The organism is Shewanella marina JCM 15074, from assembly GCF_000614975.1.
GTDB lineage: Bacteria > Pseudomonadota > Gammaproteobacteria > Enterobacterales > Shewanellaceae > Shewanella > Shewanella marina.
Genome location: NZ_BALM01000022.1, coordinates 36,116 through 51,888 on the forward strand (window position 1 = coordinate 36,116; position 15,773 = coordinate 51,888).

General features: G+C 41.4%; 13 protein-coding genes and 4 pseudogenes. 12 read left to right on the plus strand and 5 right to left on the minus strand.

Going from position 1 to position 15,773, the window contains the following annotated elements:
- The first annotated feature begins 1 nt into the window (after position 1).
- Both JCM15074_RS15030 and JCM15074_RS15035 read left to right on the plus strand, forming a co-directional pair.
- A complete protein-coding gene (locus tag JCM15074_RS15030) occupies positions 2 to 736 on the plus strand; it encodes an ABC transporter ATP-binding protein (RefSeq protein ID WP_025822071.1) in 735 nt (244 codons plus the stop codon).
- Entirely contained in the window at positions 736 to 1,875 is a 1,140-nt protein-coding gene (locus JCM15074_RS15035) for an ABC transporter permease (RefSeq protein ID WP_025822072.1), read from the plus strand. Before JCM15074_RS15030 ends, JCM15074_RS15035 begins: the two co-directional genes overlap by 1 nt.
- Positions 1,876 to 1,934: 59 nt before the next feature.
- Here the strand turns inward: JCM15074_RS15035 and coaD are convergent, their stop codons facing one another.
- Positions 1,935 to 2,420, minus strand: coding sequence for a pantetheine-phosphate adenylyltransferase (gene coaD, locus JCM15074_RS15040; RefSeq protein WP_025822074.1), 486 nt, complete (start codon positions 2,418 to 2,420; stop codon positions 1,935 to 1,937).
- A 330-nt stretch (positions 2,421 to 2,750) separates the two neighbouring features.
- On the opposite strand from coaD, the gene JCM15074_RS25660 reads away from it, so the two are divergent.
- The 4 genes and pseudogenes from JCM15074_RS25660 (at position 2,751) to JCM15074_RS22445 (ending at position 6,409) form a co-directional block, all read left to right on the plus strand.
- Positions 2,751 to 2,924, plus strand: coding sequence for an HAD hydrolase family protein (locus JCM15074_RS25660; RefSeq protein ID WP_373278912.1), 174 nt, complete (start codon positions 2,751 to 2,753; stop codon positions 2,922 to 2,924).
- 195 nt (positions 2,925 to 3,119) lie between these two features.
- The gene (locus tag JCM15074_RS15050; RefSeq protein WP_025822076.1) at positions 3,120 to 4,706 is read left to right on the plus strand and encodes a hypothetical protein; all 1,587 of its coding nucleotides are present in this window, start codon (positions 3,120 to 3,122) and stop codon (positions 4,704 to 4,706) included.
- Positions 4,703 to 5,434 carry a glycosyltransferase family 2 protein gene (locus tag JCM15074_RS15055; RefSeq protein ID WP_025822078.1) on the plus strand — a complete coding sequence of 244 codons (732 nt, stop codon included), beginning with the start codon at positions 4,703 to 4,705 and terminating at the stop codon, positions 5,432 to 5,434. Before JCM15074_RS15050 ends, JCM15074_RS15055 begins: the two co-directional genes overlap by 4 nt.
- Before the next feature lie 4 nt (positions 5,435 to 5,438).
- A pseudogene (locus JCM15074_RS22445) lies at positions 5,439 to 6,409 on the plus strand (WavE lipopolysaccharide synthesis family protein).
- Positions 6,410 to 6,411: 2 nt separating this feature from the next.
- On the opposite strand, the gene JCM15074_RS15065 reads toward JCM15074_RS22445, so the two are convergent.
- A complete protein-coding gene (locus JCM15074_RS15065; protein ID WP_148300809.1) occupies positions 6,412 to 7,488 on the minus strand; it encodes a glycosyltransferase family 9 protein in 1,077 nt (358 codons plus the stop codon).
- Positions 7,489 to 7,520: 32 nt separating this feature from the next.
- Complete coding sequence (locus JCM15074_RS15070) at positions 7,521 to 8,561, minus strand: glycosyltransferase family 9 protein (RefSeq protein WP_025822081.1); 1,041 nt, start codon at positions 8,559 to 8,561, stop codon at positions 7,521 to 7,523.
- Between the two features lie 174 nt (positions 8,562 to 8,735).
- Between JCM15074_RS15070 and JCM15074_RS15075 the strand changes: the two genes are divergently transcribed.
- Positions 8,736 to 9,440, plus strand: coding sequence for a 3-deoxy-D-manno-octulosonic acid kinase (locus JCM15074_RS15075; RefSeq protein ID WP_025822083.1), 705 nt, complete (start codon positions 8,736 to 8,738; stop codon positions 9,438 to 9,440).
- Here JCM15074_RS15075 and waaA read toward each other — a convergent pair.
- Positions 9,417 to 10,691 carry a lipid IV(A) 3-deoxy-D-manno-octulosonic acid transferase gene (waaA, locus tag JCM15074_RS15080; protein WP_025822085.1) on the minus strand — a complete coding sequence of 425 codons (1,275 nt, stop codon included), beginning with the start codon at positions 10,689 to 10,691 and terminating at the stop codon, positions 9,417 to 9,419. The two genes, JCM15074_RS15075 and waaA, sit on opposite strands and share 24 nt — an antisense overlap.
- Positions 10,692 to 10,781: 90 nt before the next feature.
- On the opposite strand from waaA, the gene JCM15074_RS22450 reads away from it, so the two are divergent.
- The 5 genes and pseudogenes from JCM15074_RS22450 (at position 10,782) to glpG (ending at position 14,991) form a co-directional block, all read left to right on the plus strand.
- Positions 10,782 to 11,450, plus strand: a complete 669-nt coding sequence (locus tag JCM15074_RS22450) for a TetR/AcrR family transcriptional regulator (RefSeq protein ID WP_037469791.1) — start codon at positions 10,782 to 10,784, stop codon at positions 11,448 to 11,450.
- A gap of 83 nt (positions 11,451 to 11,533) precedes the next feature.
- Positions 11,534 to 12,726: pseudogene (locus tag JCM15074_RS22455) on the plus strand (glycine C-acetyltransferase).
- A gap of 2 nt (positions 12,727 to 12,728) precedes the next feature.
- Complete coding sequence (tdh, locus tag JCM15074_RS15095; RefSeq protein ID WP_025822087.1) at positions 12,729 to 13,754, plus strand: L-threonine 3-dehydrogenase; 1,026 nt, start codon at positions 12,729 to 12,731, stop codon at positions 13,752 to 13,754.
- A gap of 87 nt (positions 13,755 to 13,841) precedes the next feature.
- The gene (gene glpE, locus JCM15074_RS15100) at positions 13,842 to 14,150 is read left to right on the plus strand and encodes a thiosulfate sulfurtransferase GlpE (protein WP_025822089.1); all 309 of its coding nucleotides are present in this window, start codon (positions 13,842 to 13,844) and stop codon (positions 14,148 to 14,150) included.
- Positions 14,147 to 14,991: pseudogene (gene glpG, locus JCM15074_RS22460) on the plus strand (rhomboid family intramembrane serine protease GlpG). Before glpE ends, glpG begins: the two are co-directional and overlap by 4 nt.
- A gap of 46 nt (positions 14,992 to 15,037) precedes the next feature.
- Here glpG and elbB read toward each other — a convergent pair.
- Positions 15,038 to 15,687: pseudogene (gene elbB, locus JCM15074_RS22465) on the minus strand (isoprenoid biosynthesis glyoxalase ElbB).
- Positions 15,688 to 15,773: the final 86 nt, after the last annotated feature.

A 15,773-nucleotide genomic window follows, 5' to 3' on the forward strand; every position in this document is an offset into this window, starting at 1 on the left:
CATGCTTGAAGTCAAAAATTTAGCGAAACGCATTGGTGAGGTACAAGCGCTCGACAATCTGAGTTTTAGTGCTCAAGATGGTCATATTACGGGCTTATTAGGTCCAAATGGCGCAGGTAAAACCACCTGCCTGCGAACCTTATTTGGCTTATTGACACCTGACAGTGGTCAGGCTGAAATTGATGGTATTGATATTGCCCTAGATCCTATTGCAGCTAAACAACAGCTTGGATTATTTCCTGATCCTTTTGGTTTGTATGAACGCCTCACACCTCGGGAATATATTAGCTACTTTGCCAGCCTAAATGGATTGAGTAATACTCAGGCAGACCAAGCAACTCAAGCCGTTATTGATAAACTTATGCTCAAAGATATTGCCGATAGGCGCTGCAAAGGTTTCTCACAAGGGCAAAGAATGAAAACCGCGTTAGCACAAGCTATCGTGCATAACCCTCGCAATATTGTATTAGATGAGCCGACCCGAGGCTTAGATGTCATGAGTACTAGAGTGCTACGAGGCATGCTCAGTGATCTGCGCGACCAAGGTCATTGCGTTTTATTCTCTAGCCATGTGATGCAAGAGGTCGCTTCATTATGTGATCATGTCATCGTCATGGCCAAGGGTAAAGTTGTCGCTACAGGCAGTCCTGATGAATTATGCCAACAGGCTGGTCAAACATCACTAGAAGAAGCATTTATTACGCTAATTGGTACAGATGAAGGAATCGCAGCATGATGCATGTACTGGCGAATATGATCAAAAAAGAGCTTAAAGATGCCAGCAGAGATAAGCGTTCAGTGATGGCCGGGTTGTATTACGCACTAGGCACACCGATTGTCATGTGCTTATTATTTATGGTGCTTATTAAACAGTTATCGAGCCCTGAGCAATTACTAATTTCTATTGAAAATAGCCAAGCTGCACCGGATTTAGTGCGCTATTTAAGTACCGCTGAAATTAATCACGCTGACAGTGATAATAGCGAACTCAAACAAATCACTATCATCATTGATAAAGATTATAACAGCCACATTAGCCAAGGCATGCCTGCGACGATAACGCTAATTGCCGATAATTCAAATGATAAACTACAAAGCTCAATTAGACGTATTGAACGAGCCTTGCAAGCATACAGTAGTGACATTGCCAGTTTACGCTTAATAGCAAGGGGAATAGATCCTCGTGTAGTGAGTCCAATTCAAGTACAAGTACAAGATCAAGCCACGGTAGATTCTAAAGGCGGCATGATTATTGGCTTAGCCATTTTCACTATGATCTATTCAGTATTTATTTCAGGGATGAACCTTGCCATTGATACCAGTGCCGGCGAAAGAGAGCGTAACTCTCTCACCTTGTTACTGAGTCATCCTATCAGTACTTGGCAAATTGTATTATCGAAAGTGATTACCGTTACCCTATTTGCCATGGCAGGCTTATTACTGATCCTGCTTGTTTCAAAATTTGCTTATGCTTTAGTACCTTGGCAAGAACTAGGATTTAGCGTCAATATCAGTTTACCTTTTATATTATTAATGCTGCTGATTGGCTTTCCCGTTGCCCTGCTAGCATCAAGCTTGCAGTTGTTTGTCTCGTTTCTCGCAAAGAGCTTTAAAGAAGCGCAATCATATCTCACTATGGTACTGATTGTGCCCATGGCAATTTCTATGATGTCGAGCTACAACATCGCCCCTAAAGTGCTTGAGTGGGTGCCGGTATCGGGCCAACAGCAGGCATTAATGGCATTTGTAAAAGGCCATGATATTGGTCTTACTCAACTGGCATTATCGTCATCCTTAACCTTAATTATCGCCATTGTATTAATTTATGGGATGCAAAAAATGCTAAAAAGCGAGAAGGTTATTTTTGGTTTATAGCATGCTTATAAATAGCAAAAAGCCGCAATCATGCGGCTTTTTTATTAAAGTAGACAGCGTTATTTTTGCTGATGTTTAGCGAGTAATGCTTGCGTCACTATCGGTGCCACAAACTGACTGACATCACCACCATGCAGTGATACTTCTTTTACCAAGGTTGAAGAAATAAACGCATTTTCTTCCGCGGGCGTTAGAAAGACACTTTCTAAATCTGGCGATAAGCGGCGATTCATATTGGCTAGCTGAAATTCATATTCAAAATCAGATACGGCACGTAAACCACGAATTAACACACTGGCATCTTGCTGCTTAGCAAAATCGACTAACAAGCCACTAAAACCAACAACTTCGACATTATCTAAATGTGCCGTCACTTGCCTTGCCATAGCAACTCGCTCTTCTAAACTAAACTTAGGTTGTTTAGATGGATTCGAAGCAATGCCTATTACCACATAACTGAATAATTTAGCTGCACGTTCAATCAAATCGCTATGGCCATTGGTGATCGGGTCAAATGTACCTGGATATACGGCTCGAATTTGCATAATGATGTCTGCTCAAAATGAAGTGGAAAGGTCACATAATCCCTGCAATTTAATAATATAAAACTCAGGCATTAATAAAAATACAATTAGCTTACCTATATTGATGATATTTGTGAATCATCATCAATAATAAAGATTGCTTAGCTTGTCAAAGCCCCATTAATGCAACATTTATGCATTAATTGATAATCAATTATTAACCTTACATCCCTAGTAATAAACAGATGTAATTGTGTAAAATATACTTAGTTTAAATATATTTTTAGTTTGATATTAGCCATTTTAGCAGCAAGTATCAGTGAACACGCTAACATCAGGAACATTCATAGCATGAAAAGACTTATTGTCGATCTTGACGGGACCTTAACCCAAGCAAATACCAGTGACTATGAACAAGTTGCCCCTCGACTTGATGTGATTGAACAGCTGCGCCACTATCATCAACAAGGCTTTACGATTGTGATTTCAACCGCCCGTAATATGCGCACTTATGAGGTAATGTAGGTAAAATTAATATCCATACATTGCCCATCATTACGGCTTGGTTAGATAAGCATCAAGTCCCTTATGATGAAATTCTAGTCGGCAAGCTTGGTGTGGTCATGAAGGATTTTATATTGATGATCGTGCGATTAGACCCTCTGAGTTTGCAAAATTATCGCTCGACGAAATCAACCAACTACTTGCAGAAGAAAAATCATGTATTTAATTACTTCAGCAGCTTATATCGGCTCAGATCTGCAATCAGAGTTTGGACAATTACCGCCAAGTTTTTTACCTGTTGGTAATAAACGCCTATTTCACCATCAAATTAGTAAGATACCTCAAGGTGAACAAATTTATCTCACCTTACCTGAGGATTTTGATATTGGTCCTTACGATGCTCAATCATTAGCGGATTACCAAGTTACTATTTTAAAACTGCCACTCTATTTAAGCTTAGGTAAGTCAATCAACTACGCCTTAAATCTGATCGAGTTTGATCCGCAAGAACCCTTGTATATCTTACATGGCGATACACTGTTAGATGAGCTACCACAGCATTCCAATATGTTGTGTGTTAGCGAAGTTGAAACCAACTATGAATGGACTGAATACGATCAAACCAGTCAACAGCTCAAACCGTATCAAGCTGATAACCAGCAACAAAGCTCATATATTGTCAATGGCTTCTTCAGCTTTGCTTCACCCAAAAAATTGATAAAACATATCACCATCGCAAATTGGGACTTTATTGAAGGGATCAACGGTTATCATCAAGAACAGCCATTAACCGTGATTAACTGTGAACAATGGTATGACTTTGGCCACAGTCAAACTTATTATAATGCTAAATCGAAAATGACCACCCAGCGTGCTTTCAATGAAATGAGCATCAGTAAGCATGTCGTCACCAAAAGAAGTCACAAAGCATTTAAGCTAGCAGCGGAAAAAAACTGGTATCAAGTACTTCCAGGGTATTTAAAAATATATACACCACAACTACTTAATTCAGTTCAACAAGACGATTATTTTGAATATAGCATTGAGTATTTACATCTTACTGCGCTCAATGAACTTTATGCATTTAGTCAATTACCCGCATTTGCTTGGCAACAAATCATTGATGCCTGCTGCCAATTTATTACGGACGCGCAGCAATATCCGACCACATCAGTGATCCCATCTGCGGCTTTAACACAGTTATTCCAGCAAAAAACAGCCAGTCGACTAGCCCAATTTGCTCAAGAGAATCAATTTGATTTAGATATGCCATTGATTGTTAATGGTGAAGCAAGCCTAAGTATCAATCAATTATCACATGCCAGTGAACCGTGGTTACCAAAAGACAACCAGATACTCAATGTATTACACGGTGATTTTTGCTTTAGTAATATTTTATTCGACTTTAGAACCCGCGCTATTAAAGTGATTGATCCCCGTGGTATTGATGGTGACAATCAAGCCTGTATTTTTGGCAATAGCTTATACGATATCGCCAAATTAGCGCATTCGGTTATTGGCTTGTATGATCTTATTATTGCTGGATATTTTACTGTTGAACTCGTCGATAACCGCCTTAACTTCTCGATAGCAGAAACCCCGAATCGAGAGCAGATTATTAGCTTATTTAATCATAGGATTGCTAAATCATTTGGCGTGTCATATACACAGATGCTCGCCATGCAGATCCAACTATTTCTATCTATGCTACCTTTGCACGCTGATCGACCAGAACGTCAATTAGCCTTTATTGGCAATGCTTATCGCCTATATCAATTATTACTTGGAGAAGAAGCGGCATGATCGTTATTCCAATGGCAGGACTGAGTTCCCGTTTTTTCAAAGCAGGCTACCAACAGCCTAAATATATGCTTGAAGCTCATGGTATTTCACTATTTGATCATGCCATTTTAAGTTTTAAAGCTTATTTTGACAGTGAGCCATTCCTATTTATTGTGCGAGCAGATTTTGATACACCTGCATTTGTAGAACAGCGCTGCGTGGCACTCGGCATTAAACAATTTGAGATACATGTACTCGATCAAGAAACCCGTGGCCAAGCCGAAACAGTTTATCTTGGTTTAACGGATATTAACGACAGTACCCCAATCACTATTTTTAATATCGACACCTTTAGACCTGAATTTCAATTACCCGCATTATGCCAATTCGCCGATGGTTACCTTGAGGTGTTTAAAGGTGAAGGTGATAACTGGTCTTATGCCAAACCAATCGCTGCCAATAGTGATAAAGTAATTGAAACTGCAGAAAAAAATCCAATTTCAGATTTATGCAGTACCGGCTTATATTACTTCGCTCATGCTGGTGAGTTTAAACGTGCATTTGAAGTTGAAGCAGCAAAGCCTGCCAGTCAATGGCAAAAACAAGAGCTTTATATTGCACCACTATATAACCAACTCATTGCTCAAGGTTTAGATATTCGTTATCACTTAATCGAACGCGAACAAGTGATCTTTTGCGGTGTACCACAAGAGTATTTAGACTTCTTGAAACAAGGCGAAATGAGCTAATAACATGATTGCAAATTCTGATATCACTTTTGTTATCCAAGGCCCAGTACAAGCACTACCTGGACGAGATCAACCTTTAGGCGTAACAGCAAAATGCATTGCCTCAATTCGTCAATTTGTACCGGGTGCTAAGATTATCTTATCGACTTGGCAAGGACAGGATTGTAGCGCATTGCAAGTTGATACTTTACTGCTCAATCAAGATCCCGGTGCCAATATAGTGTCATACGCTGAAGATGGGACTCCCGGTCGCTTAATTTCAATCGCCAAATTGTGTCAACAGCGGCAGGATTACGCGAGGTCACCACCCCCTATGCAGTCAAAATACGTTCGGATAACTTTCTGACTGGTAATGGTTTTATTACCGCTCAACAGGCATACCCGCACCGCTTAAAACAAGATAGTGTTTTTCAAGAAAGAGTTGTCGTCAATACTAGTTATTTCAGGCGTTATGCAGAAGGTCAGCGAGTTATTCTGCATCCAAGTGACTTTTTCTATTTTGGCCGTACAGAAGATTTACTTAAAATTTGGGACTTACCGCTATTTGCAGATCGCGTTTTCGACCCAGCCAAAGCTGGCCAAAAACAATACGATGGTGCGCCTGTAACAGCAACCCATGCAGAGCAATGTTATTGTCGACATTGGTTAGCCTTACTGGATAAAAATGCGCCAACGGTCAATCATAGACATGATAAAACTGCAGAGTCATTGATTTACTGGGATCGTTTTATGGCATCTAACTTTGTGGTGTTAGAGCCAGAACAAATCGGCTTAGGCTTGATTGAGCGTTTTATACCTAAAGCAAAACGTCCCAATGAAATGAGTCACTATGATTGGTTAAAATTATATAAACAATATTGCGATCCAAGTATTGACGCAAAATCCTTACATAACTTTTTAACGGTCGGTTGGCGCCGAGCCATTAAATTTCCATTCAGCTACTTAAAATTTAAGATAGCTAAACCGCATCATTAAACTTAGTGGGCTAATTCAGCCACAATTTGCTCAAACTGATGCATTACAATCTGCAGACCTGATTCGTCAGGCTGCAGTGCTAAATGCGACTGCAGTTGTGATAACGACTCTTGTTGTAACATATCCTTGATAGTCGAAGCCATATGACCCGCATCGGCAACGGCCGACTGCACTAGTCCTTGCTGCACGCAAATATCAATTCGGCTGGGTTGATCTTTTGATACCGCAACCGCGACTGTCGGCACTTTCATCGCTATCGCTTGCAACATAGTATCACCCCCACTGAGTAAGGCGACCTTAGCTAACGAGAGCAAATTAATAAACTCATTGTGATTCATTTGTGCCACACAAATCACCCCCTCAATTTGAGGAAGTTGATTGGGATAATTAGGACCGAAAACCATGACACAAGGCATTTGTTGCTGCTTGGTAATTAACGCTGCCGCTTCAGCAAACTCATCAGCTATCAGTTTATCATCGCTATAATGACCCCCTGATCCCGCATTAATCACAATATATTGCTGAGCTGTTAATTGATGTTGCTCAAGGACACTCATCTGCAATTCAGCATAAGGTTGATGGTAAATGGGTCCAATAAAGCTCGGTTCTGCTTTGCCTATCAACTTCAATTTAAAACGCTCAAATGCACTAATATCGCCTAATACATACTCAGGTTGTACGACCCAATGATGATCGGTAACGCGGGCTCGGCTTAAACGCATACCACGACTACGCTTACGCTTATGCTGGCTTAAAAAGATAACTTTCGCCCCCAAACGATGTGCATGTTGTAGTTGTGATTGACGTCCAGATGCATCAAATATCACCACATCAGGCGTATAGCTATCCATGATCTGTTTTACCGCATTAACCTCTTTAGTTGGAGATTGTGCTAATAAATCGGTCGCGTAGGGGCATTGATTCGCGGAAGGAGAATGGCGATTTAAAATAAAACGGATTTGTGCCATTGGCCAGCGTGCTTGCACGGCATCGGCCAAAATAAGTGAGCGCATATACTCACCGATACCTTCGCTCGAAGATACGGGAACAAATAAAAATTTAGGCGCTAGAAAAGGCATGTCCATAAACCTACTACAAAACAGTTAATAATTTAGTTAATTGTTGCAGCAAGCTTATCGAACATCTGCTCAACCTCACTTACTTCAATATAACTCATCAAATCCGCACCTTTTGCTCTGGTACCCCATGCTACATCAGCTTGATGTTGTAACTTAATCATTTGCGGATAAACGCTTACGACATGATCTAATGAGGTATAAGGTCCAGTACGGCCAGGATTTGAATGTGCATATAGACCAATGACAGGCGTTCCCTGAGTCACTGCCATATGAGCTGGCCCAGTATCTGGAGCAAGCACCATACTAGCACGCTTTAATAATGCTAATAGTTGCGTTAGCGTTGTTTTGCCAACTAGGTCATCTATCTGATTATCACTGCAGGATTGAATATCTGTAGCTAATTGACGCTCCAATGCACTAGGGCCGCCACACAATAACACCTTATAGCCTTTAGCTATTGCATAATCAGCTATCGCAGCATAACGCTGAGGCAACCAATTACGTTCCGCTTTACTCGCCGCAGCGCAAATAATTAACGTTTTCTGATGTTTAGTAATCTGCACTTCGGCAAATTGAGTATCCGCTTCTGGAACAGGAATATGCCAATGTGGCGTTAAATCTGTCACTCCTACCGCTTTAGCAAATCCCATAAATCCTTCTAACACATGCGGCGTCGCTAGAGGCTCGACCTGTTGATTAGTCACTAACCATTGCCCCTCTTTCGCTCGAGCACGGTCAAAACCAATACGGATTTTTGCAGGGATCATGAGTGAAGCGATTGTCGCTCTTAAGGCAACTTGCATATGTAATAACACATCAAATTTACGCCCTTTAAATTGCTGACGTAATTGCTGATAACTGCGCCAGCCCTGTGATTTATCAAAAATCACAAATTCTATATTATCAATGTGTTTCACCAGCTGATATTCAACCTTACCAATCACCCAGGTAATTTTAAGGTGCGGGTATTGGCGCGCAATCGCTTGTACCATCGCTACCGCATGACATACATCACCAATAGCAGAAAGGCGTAAAACACATAAGGATTGCATCGAGGTTAAATCTAAAGCCATGATGAAAAATCTTCTCTTATTCGTCAGTCACGAATGTTAATTGAATATGAACTCTGATTCTACGACCAAACACATCGTGAAACAAAAGGATTAGCTTCGCTTTAATATAAAAGCATTAAATCTTGAGGTAGAATGAGCACGGAACCCACAATAACCCCAATAAATGACCTCACTATGCAACTAAAGAAAATACCTCAAGGTTACATTGCCACTTGCTCCGCTTGTCCTGATGGCATTACTCCACAGTGGTTTTCGGCAGACTTCTGGCAACAACAAGATGCAATAGAAGGTCAATCTTGTGGCCGTTATACCACATGGTTTATTGCCAGCCATCAACAGCATTGGGTACTAAGACACTATTATCGTGGTGGTTTAATCGCTAAAGTTTGCCATGATAGTTATCTTTTTAGCGGTATTAATCATACCCGCGCCGTCGCGGAGCTCGCATTGCTCGAACAACTTTATCAAGAGCAATTTCCAGTACCTAAACCCATCGCAGCACATGTGCAACGTCGTGGTATAAGTTATCGAGCCGACATTCTAATTGAGCGAATTGATAACGCAGCAGATCTGGTTGCCATTTTAGCTAAACAAACATTAACGGCATCACAATGGCAGCAATTAGGCCAAACATTGGCAAAATTCCACCAGCGTGGGGTTTATCATGCCGATTTAAACGCCAAGAACATTTTATTTGATCAGCAAGACTTTTATCTTATCGACTTCGATAGAGGTGAACTGCGCCAACCGAATAAACAATGGCAACAAGCGAATATCGACCGTTTATTACGTTCATTTAATAAAGAGAAAAACAAACTATCGAGTTTGAATTTCTCAGACTCAGATTGGCAACAATTAATGCTTGGTTATATGAAATAATTGCTCCACCACGGCAAATTGTTGCTGTAGTGCACCGCGGTTTTGCGCCACCACGTTCAAAGCCGCTTGCCCCACCTGCTCACTCATTTCAGGTTGTTCAATATAACCAATTAACTGCTTAGCAATAGCCTCTGCATCATCAACCACAGTTAAGCCACCCGCAGTTTGCAGCATTTCCGTAATTTGTAAAAAATCACGATAATTAGGCCCCATCAATACTGGCTTAGCTAACGCAGCAGGTTCTAATGGGTTATGGCCCCCATGAACAATTAAACTGCCGCCAACTAACGCGTAATCTGCAGCCGCATAGAACAATAATAACTCGCCCATCGAGTCACCTAATAACACTTGTGTATCAGGCATCAGCGCTTGTTTACTACTGCGTCTCACAGACTTTAGTTTATTGGTTGCTAGCAATTGCGCGGCGGCATCAAATTGCTCGGGATGACGTGGTACCACCACCAACAAAGCATTAGGATGTCGCTCAAGTAATTGTTTATGAGCATCTATGATGACCTGAAATTCGCCAGGATGAACACTACCAGCCACCCAAATTGGCGCATCATTGCGTTGCCAACCTGACCTTAACTGCTGGGCTTGTTCAATCACAGTGTCGGCAATATTCAAATCAAACTTTAAACTACCACAGACACTAATTTTGTTTGCATTCACACCTAACTCAATAAAACGTTGAGCTTCTGCTTCTGTCTGCAAAGCCAAATAATCTAAACAAGCGAGCATAGGTTGAACCAACTTTAGGCGCTTATGATATTGCGCCGCAGACTTAGCCGATAAACGGCCATTAGCTAACATACAGCGACAACCACGCTTAGCTGCGTAGTGCAATAAATTAGGCCACAGTTCTGTCTCCATTATAATCAAAGACTGTGGTTGGATTTGCGCTAAAAAACGCTTAATGGAATAGGGCAAATCAAAGGGTAAATAGCAATGTTGAACTGTGTCCCCAAAGGCTTTTCTTACTTGTGCAGAGCCTGTTGGACTTGTGGTTGTCACGGTGATCTGCAGCTCAGGATGCTGCTGCATAATTAACTTAATTAATGGAATAGCGGCCAGCGTTTCGCCCATAGAGACCGAATGAATCACTACATCACTTGGTTGCAACTTAGCGAAACCAAAACGTTCACTCCAACGACCACGATAATCAGCGCTCTTGATCGCCCGAAAGCCTAGATACAGCAGTAATAGCGGTGAAATAAAATAAAGTAGTAACGAATATAGTGAGCGATTCATTTAATTAAGATTATTTTTGCGTGGTCAATTGTGCCAATGCTAACATAATCGATAGAACTACCATAATGCCACGAGCAATTAAGACGCCATATGCCAACCTCAAAAGCGACATCTAAGCCATTAAAAACCCGTGATAAAATAATCGCGGCCAGCCTTGCTTTGTTTAATGAGCAAGGTGAGCGTAATGTCACCACCAACCATATTGCAGCGCACCTTAGTATCAGCCCTGGCAATCTTTATTACCATTTCCGTAATAAAGAAGACATTATCAGTTCCATTTTTTTGCAATACGAACAACACCTAAAGCAAGGTTTTGTGCCCTATGAGAAACAACCTGTTGATGTTGAGTTATTAATGGGCTATTTCGACGCTATGTTTTATACACTCTGGCAGTTTAGATTTATGTACGCCAATCTTGCCGATATATTGGCTCGAGATGAGCAATTAAAACAACGTTATCTAATGGCGCAACAGCAAGTGCTGTCACAATCTAGCCATGTACTACAGCAACTCAAACAAGATGGTTTTCTCGCTATTGAAGCCAATCGCATTGAAGAATTAGCCGACACCGTCAAAATGATTGTGAGCTTTTGGATCAGTTACAAACTGACCCAATCCAGCATCAGCACCATCAATAAAGCAACACTCTATGAGGGACTGTTACGGGTACTGATGATCTTTAAAGGATATGCAACCGACGCCGCACTTCCTGCCATTGCGCGCCTAGAGCAACATTACCGTAGCCTATCCAGTCAGTAACCTGCACAAAAATGATGCTGTGCCATCAGATAAGCGCTAGAATGCCACCAGCCTACAATTAGATTTCCTTAAGGAGCAACAAGGTGGCATCAACGTCTTTCTATACCCAAATCAATCAACAACTTGAGGATGTAAAAAACGAAGGACTGTATAAGTCTGAACGTATTATCGAATCTCCTCAGCAGCCCCAAATCGAAGTTAATCAACAGCAAGTCATTAACTTTTGTGCCAATAACTATTTAGGCTTAGCCAACCACCCAACCTTAATAAAAGCCGCCCAACAAGGCTTAGAGCAACATGGTTTTGGTATGGCATCAGTTCGCTTTATTTGCGGAACTCAAGACATTCATAAGCAATTAGAAGCCAGTTTAAGCGAATTTTTAGGAATGGAAGATACCATTCTTTACTCTTCATGTTTTGATGCCAATGCAGGGCTATTCGAAACCCTACTTGGCGCCGAAGATGCCATTATTTCTGATGCGCTAAATCACGCCTCAATCATCGATGGCGTACGTTTATGTAAAGCGAAACGTTACCGTTATGCCAATAATGATATGGCAGACTTAGAGCAACAACTTATTGCAGCAAAAGCTGCTGATGCCCGTCATATCCTAATCGCGACCGATGGTGTGTTCTCTATGGATGGTGTAATCGCTAACCTCAAAGGTGTTTGTGACCTTGCCGATAAATATGGCGCCTTAGTGATGGTTGATGACTCTCATGCTGTAGGTTTTGTTGGCGAACAAGGCCGCGGAACCCATGAATATTGTGACGTAATGGATAGGGTCGATATTATTACGGGTACCTTAGGCAAGGCACTTGGTGGCGCATCGGGTGGTTTTACCTCAGCTAAAAAAGAAGTGATTGATTGGTTACGCCAACGCTCACGCCCATATCTGTTTTCTAATTCACTAGCACCATCAATTGTGACCGCTTCAATTACGGTATTAGAGATGCTTAAAGAGGGGCAACAGCTACGTCAAACACTGAAATATAATAGTCAGTATTTCCGTGAGAAAATGACCCAAGCAGGTTTCACCTTAGGTGGTGCCGATCATGCCATTATCCCAGTGATGATTGGCGATGCAAAAATTGCTGGTGATTTTGCCAATCAGTTACTTAAAGAACAAATCTATGTCATTGGCTTCTCATTCCCCGTTGTTCCTAAAGGACAAGCTCGGATCCGCACTCAAATGTCAGCAGCCCATACACAAGCTCAATTAGATCATGCTATTGAGGCATTTACCGTATCGCTAAAGAGATGGGAATAATCTAACCATGAAAGCATTAAGTAAATTAAAGCCAGAAATTGGTATCTGGATGACCCAAGTTGAAAAGCCAGTGATGGGCCATAACGACTTGCTGATTAAAATCCGTAAAACGGCTATTTGTGGTACCGATATTCATATTTACAACTGGGATGAATGGTCACAAAAAACCATTCCCGTGCCTATGGTTGTCGGCCATGAATATGTGGGCGAAGTTATCGATATGGGGCAAGAAGTTCGTGGCTTTAATATTGGTGACCGAGTCTCTGGCGAGGGGCATATTACCTGTGGTCATTGCCGTAATTGCCGTGGTGGCCGCACTCACTTATGTCGTAATACCATCGGCGTTGGCGTCAACCGTGAAGGATGCTTTGCTGAATATTTAGTTATTCCAGCATTTAACGCCTTTAAAATTCCACACGATATTAGTGATGACTTAGCCGCAATCTTCGATCCTTTTGGCAATGCTGTCCACACCGCATTATCATTCGATCTAGTGGGTGAAGATGTATTAATTACAGGTGCTGGCCCTATTGGTATTATGGCTGCGGCGGTGTGTCGTCACGTTGGTGCTAGACACGTGGTGATTACCGATGTAAATCCTTATCGTCTTGAACTTGCTGAAAAAATGGGAGCAACTCGTGCCGTTGATGTCAGCAAGCAGTCCATTAAAGATGTGATGCATGAACTTGGAATGACTGAAGGGTTTGATGTCGGTTTAGAGATGTCAGGCGTTCCAAGTGCTTTCCATACTATGCTTGATACCATGAACCATGGTGGCAAAATCGCCATGTTAGGTATTCCAGGTGATAATATGGCCATTGATTGGAGCCAAGTTATCTTTAAAGGCCTAACCATCAAAGGTATTTATGGCCGTGAGATGTTCGAAACTTGGTATAAAATGGCCAGTCTGATCCAATCAGGATTAGATATCACGCCAATTATCACCCACCACTACCCTATTGATGATTTCCAACAAGGATTTGAACAGATGCGCTCAGGTGCTTCTGGTAAAGTCATCTTAAATTGGGATTAAATTAATCGACGGTTTGAGGCTGTACATATGCAGCCTCATATTGCACTATTACACCTCAGCGATAGCTCATCTAATTGCGAGGTAAGTATGTCTAGTTTCCAACATCTAGATGTCATGCAACTAAAACATCTAATAACTCAACATCCTGAATTACAAATTGTCGACATCCGCGATAATGCAAGTTTCAACACGCAACATATTGAAAAATCTACTAACCTATCTAACGAGAACATCGCTCATTATATTGCCGATGCAGATTTAGATGCGCCTATTGTTGTCGTTTGCTATCACGGTATTAGCAGTCAAGGTGCCGCTAATTATCTACATGAACAAGGTTTTGATGATGTTTATAGCCTTGATGGTGGCTTTCAAGCATGGCATGAGGCACACCTATGATAGCCATAGGAACCATAGATAATCCCCGCGCGGCACAAGCATTAGTGGATTACCTACAAGGGCTCGATATTGAGTGTCGACTACAACCAGATGAAAATGGCGTTACCCTCTACATATCAGATCATAGCCAACTAGAACAGGCTCAAGTTGAGTTTCAAAAATTTGTAGAAAATCCCTATCAAGATAAATACTTGCAAGCATCATGCAGCATGGCGATAGTCACACTAAATTTGATTATGGCGCTCCTGGGTTACAACTTTTTAGTCAATTTATGACCGGTGCAGGCCCTGTCACCCTGACCATTTTTGCTGTTTGTTGCGCCATATTTGCAGCACTTAATTTAGGCTTTGCACAAACCGTATTTAATTACTTATCATTTTTTGGTGCAACCCCAGATAGCAATATCAATCAAGTATGGCGAGTCTTTACCCCCAGCTTATTACACTTCTCTGCCCTACATTTAATCTTCAACTTATTATGGTGGTGGTATCTAGGTGGCAAGATTGAGAATAAGTTAGGTAAGACCCCGCTTATCATTTTGCTGGTTGTGGCCGGTACGCTCCCTAACATTATTCAGTATTTTGTCGCGGGACCAGATTTTGGTGGTTTATCTGGCGTAGTCTACGCATTAATTGGCTACTGTTATGTGATTAGTCAACGAGTCCCAGAAAAAGGCATTGATTTACCCCCCGCCTTTATGGGGTTTATGCTGCTTTGTTTAGTCTTAGGTTTTACCGATATTTTTGGCTTTTCAGTCGCTAATGGCGCTCATATCGGTGGCTTAGTCATTGGTTTACTACAAGGCTTTATCGATAGTCAACGTTATAAAAAATCCAACTAAACATCACCAAAGAGGGTCATTGACCCTCTTTGGTGATCCTGCGGCTTTAAGCTAACTCAATCACTTTTGCGACTAACTTTTGGATCCCTTGATTCGCCTCTACAATAGATTGCGCCAACATATATGCTGGTGTACTGATAATTTTGTGCTGCTCATCAACTACAATTTCATCAACATTAACGGCTTGATGAATGCCGCCCATCTGCTCAAAAGCAGCGGCAGTATCAGCATCTTGCCCAATAGTTCCTGTTGCTCCTTTCACAAAATGAGGGATCATCACCGGCGCAATACAGATAAAACCAATAGGTTTGCCCGCTGCAATAAATTGCTGCACAAACTTATCAACAATAGGGTTAACTTGGCACTGTGCGCCTTTAACCGCAAAATCACATAAATTTTTAGCAGCGCCAAAACCACCTGGAATAATCAAACCATCAAATAATTCAATATTTAACTGCTCCGTATCTAGAATCTCACCACGGGCAATACGTGCAGATTCAACAAGCACATTACGAACTTGATTTGATTCAACTTCCCCAGTTAAGTGATTAACAACGTGTAATTGCTCAATATTAGGCGCAAAACATTGGTAACTCGCTCCTTGCTAGCAATCGCCAACAAACTTAATACCGCCTCATTAATCTCGCTACCATCAAACACACCACAACCACTAAGCAATACGGCAATACGTTTCATTTATAAGCTCCATTTTTGCAAATAAAATTCAATAAAAAAATAACAAAACACTTGATCTGTACAAAAAACATGCTAGGTTATCAACT

Bases quoted from the DNA above. Each gene is read 5' to 3' on its own strand.
- JCM15074_RS15030 (WP_025822071.1), top strand. From the start codon at position 2: ATGCTTGAAGTCAAAAATTTAGCGAAACGCATTGGTGAGGTACAAGCG.
- JCM15074_RS15035 (WP_025822072.1), top strand. From the start codon at position 736: ATGCATGTACTGGCGAATATGATCAAAAAAGAGCTTAAAGATGCCAGC.
- coaD (WP_025822074.1), bottom strand. From the start codon at position 2,420: ATGCAAATTCGAGCCGTATATCCAGGTACATTTGACCCGATCACCAAT.
- JCM15074_RS25660 (WP_373278912.1), top strand. From the start codon at position 2,751: ATGAAAAGACTTATTGTCGATCTTGACGGGACCTTAACCCAAGCAAAT.
- JCM15074_RS15050 (WP_025822076.1), top strand. From the start codon at position 3,120: ATGTATTTAATTACTTCAGCAGCTTATATCGGCTCAGATCTGCAATCA.
- JCM15074_RS15055 (WP_025822078.1), top strand. From the start codon at position 4,703: ATGATCGTTATTCCAATGGCAGGACTGAGTTCCCGTTTTTTCAAAGCA.
- JCM15074_RS15065 (WP_148300809.1), bottom strand. From the start codon at position 7,488: ATGCCTTTTCTAGCGCCTAAATTTTTATTTGTTCCCGTATCTTCGAGC.
- JCM15074_RS15070 (WP_025822081.1), bottom strand. From the start codon at position 8,561: ATGGCTTTAGATTTAACCTCGATGCAATCCTTATGTGTTTTACGCCTT.
- JCM15074_RS15075 (WP_025822083.1), top strand. From the start codon at position 8,736: ATGCAACTAAAGAAAATACCTCAAGGTTACATTGCCACTTGCTCCGCT.
- waaA (WP_025822085.1), bottom strand. From the start codon at position 10,691: ATGAATCGCTCACTATATTCGTTACTACTTTATTTTATTTCACCGCTA.
- JCM15074_RS22450 (WP_037469791.1), top strand. From the start codon at position 10,782: ATGCCAACCTCAAAAGCGACATCTAAGCCATTAAAAACCCGTGATAAA.
- tdh (WP_025822087.1), top strand. From the start codon at position 12,729: ATGAAAGCATTAAGTAAATTAAAGCCAGAAATTGGTATCTGGATGACC.
- glpE (WP_025822089.1), top strand. From the start codon at position 13,842: ATGTCTAGTTTCCAACATCTAGATGTCATGCAACTAAAACATCTAATA.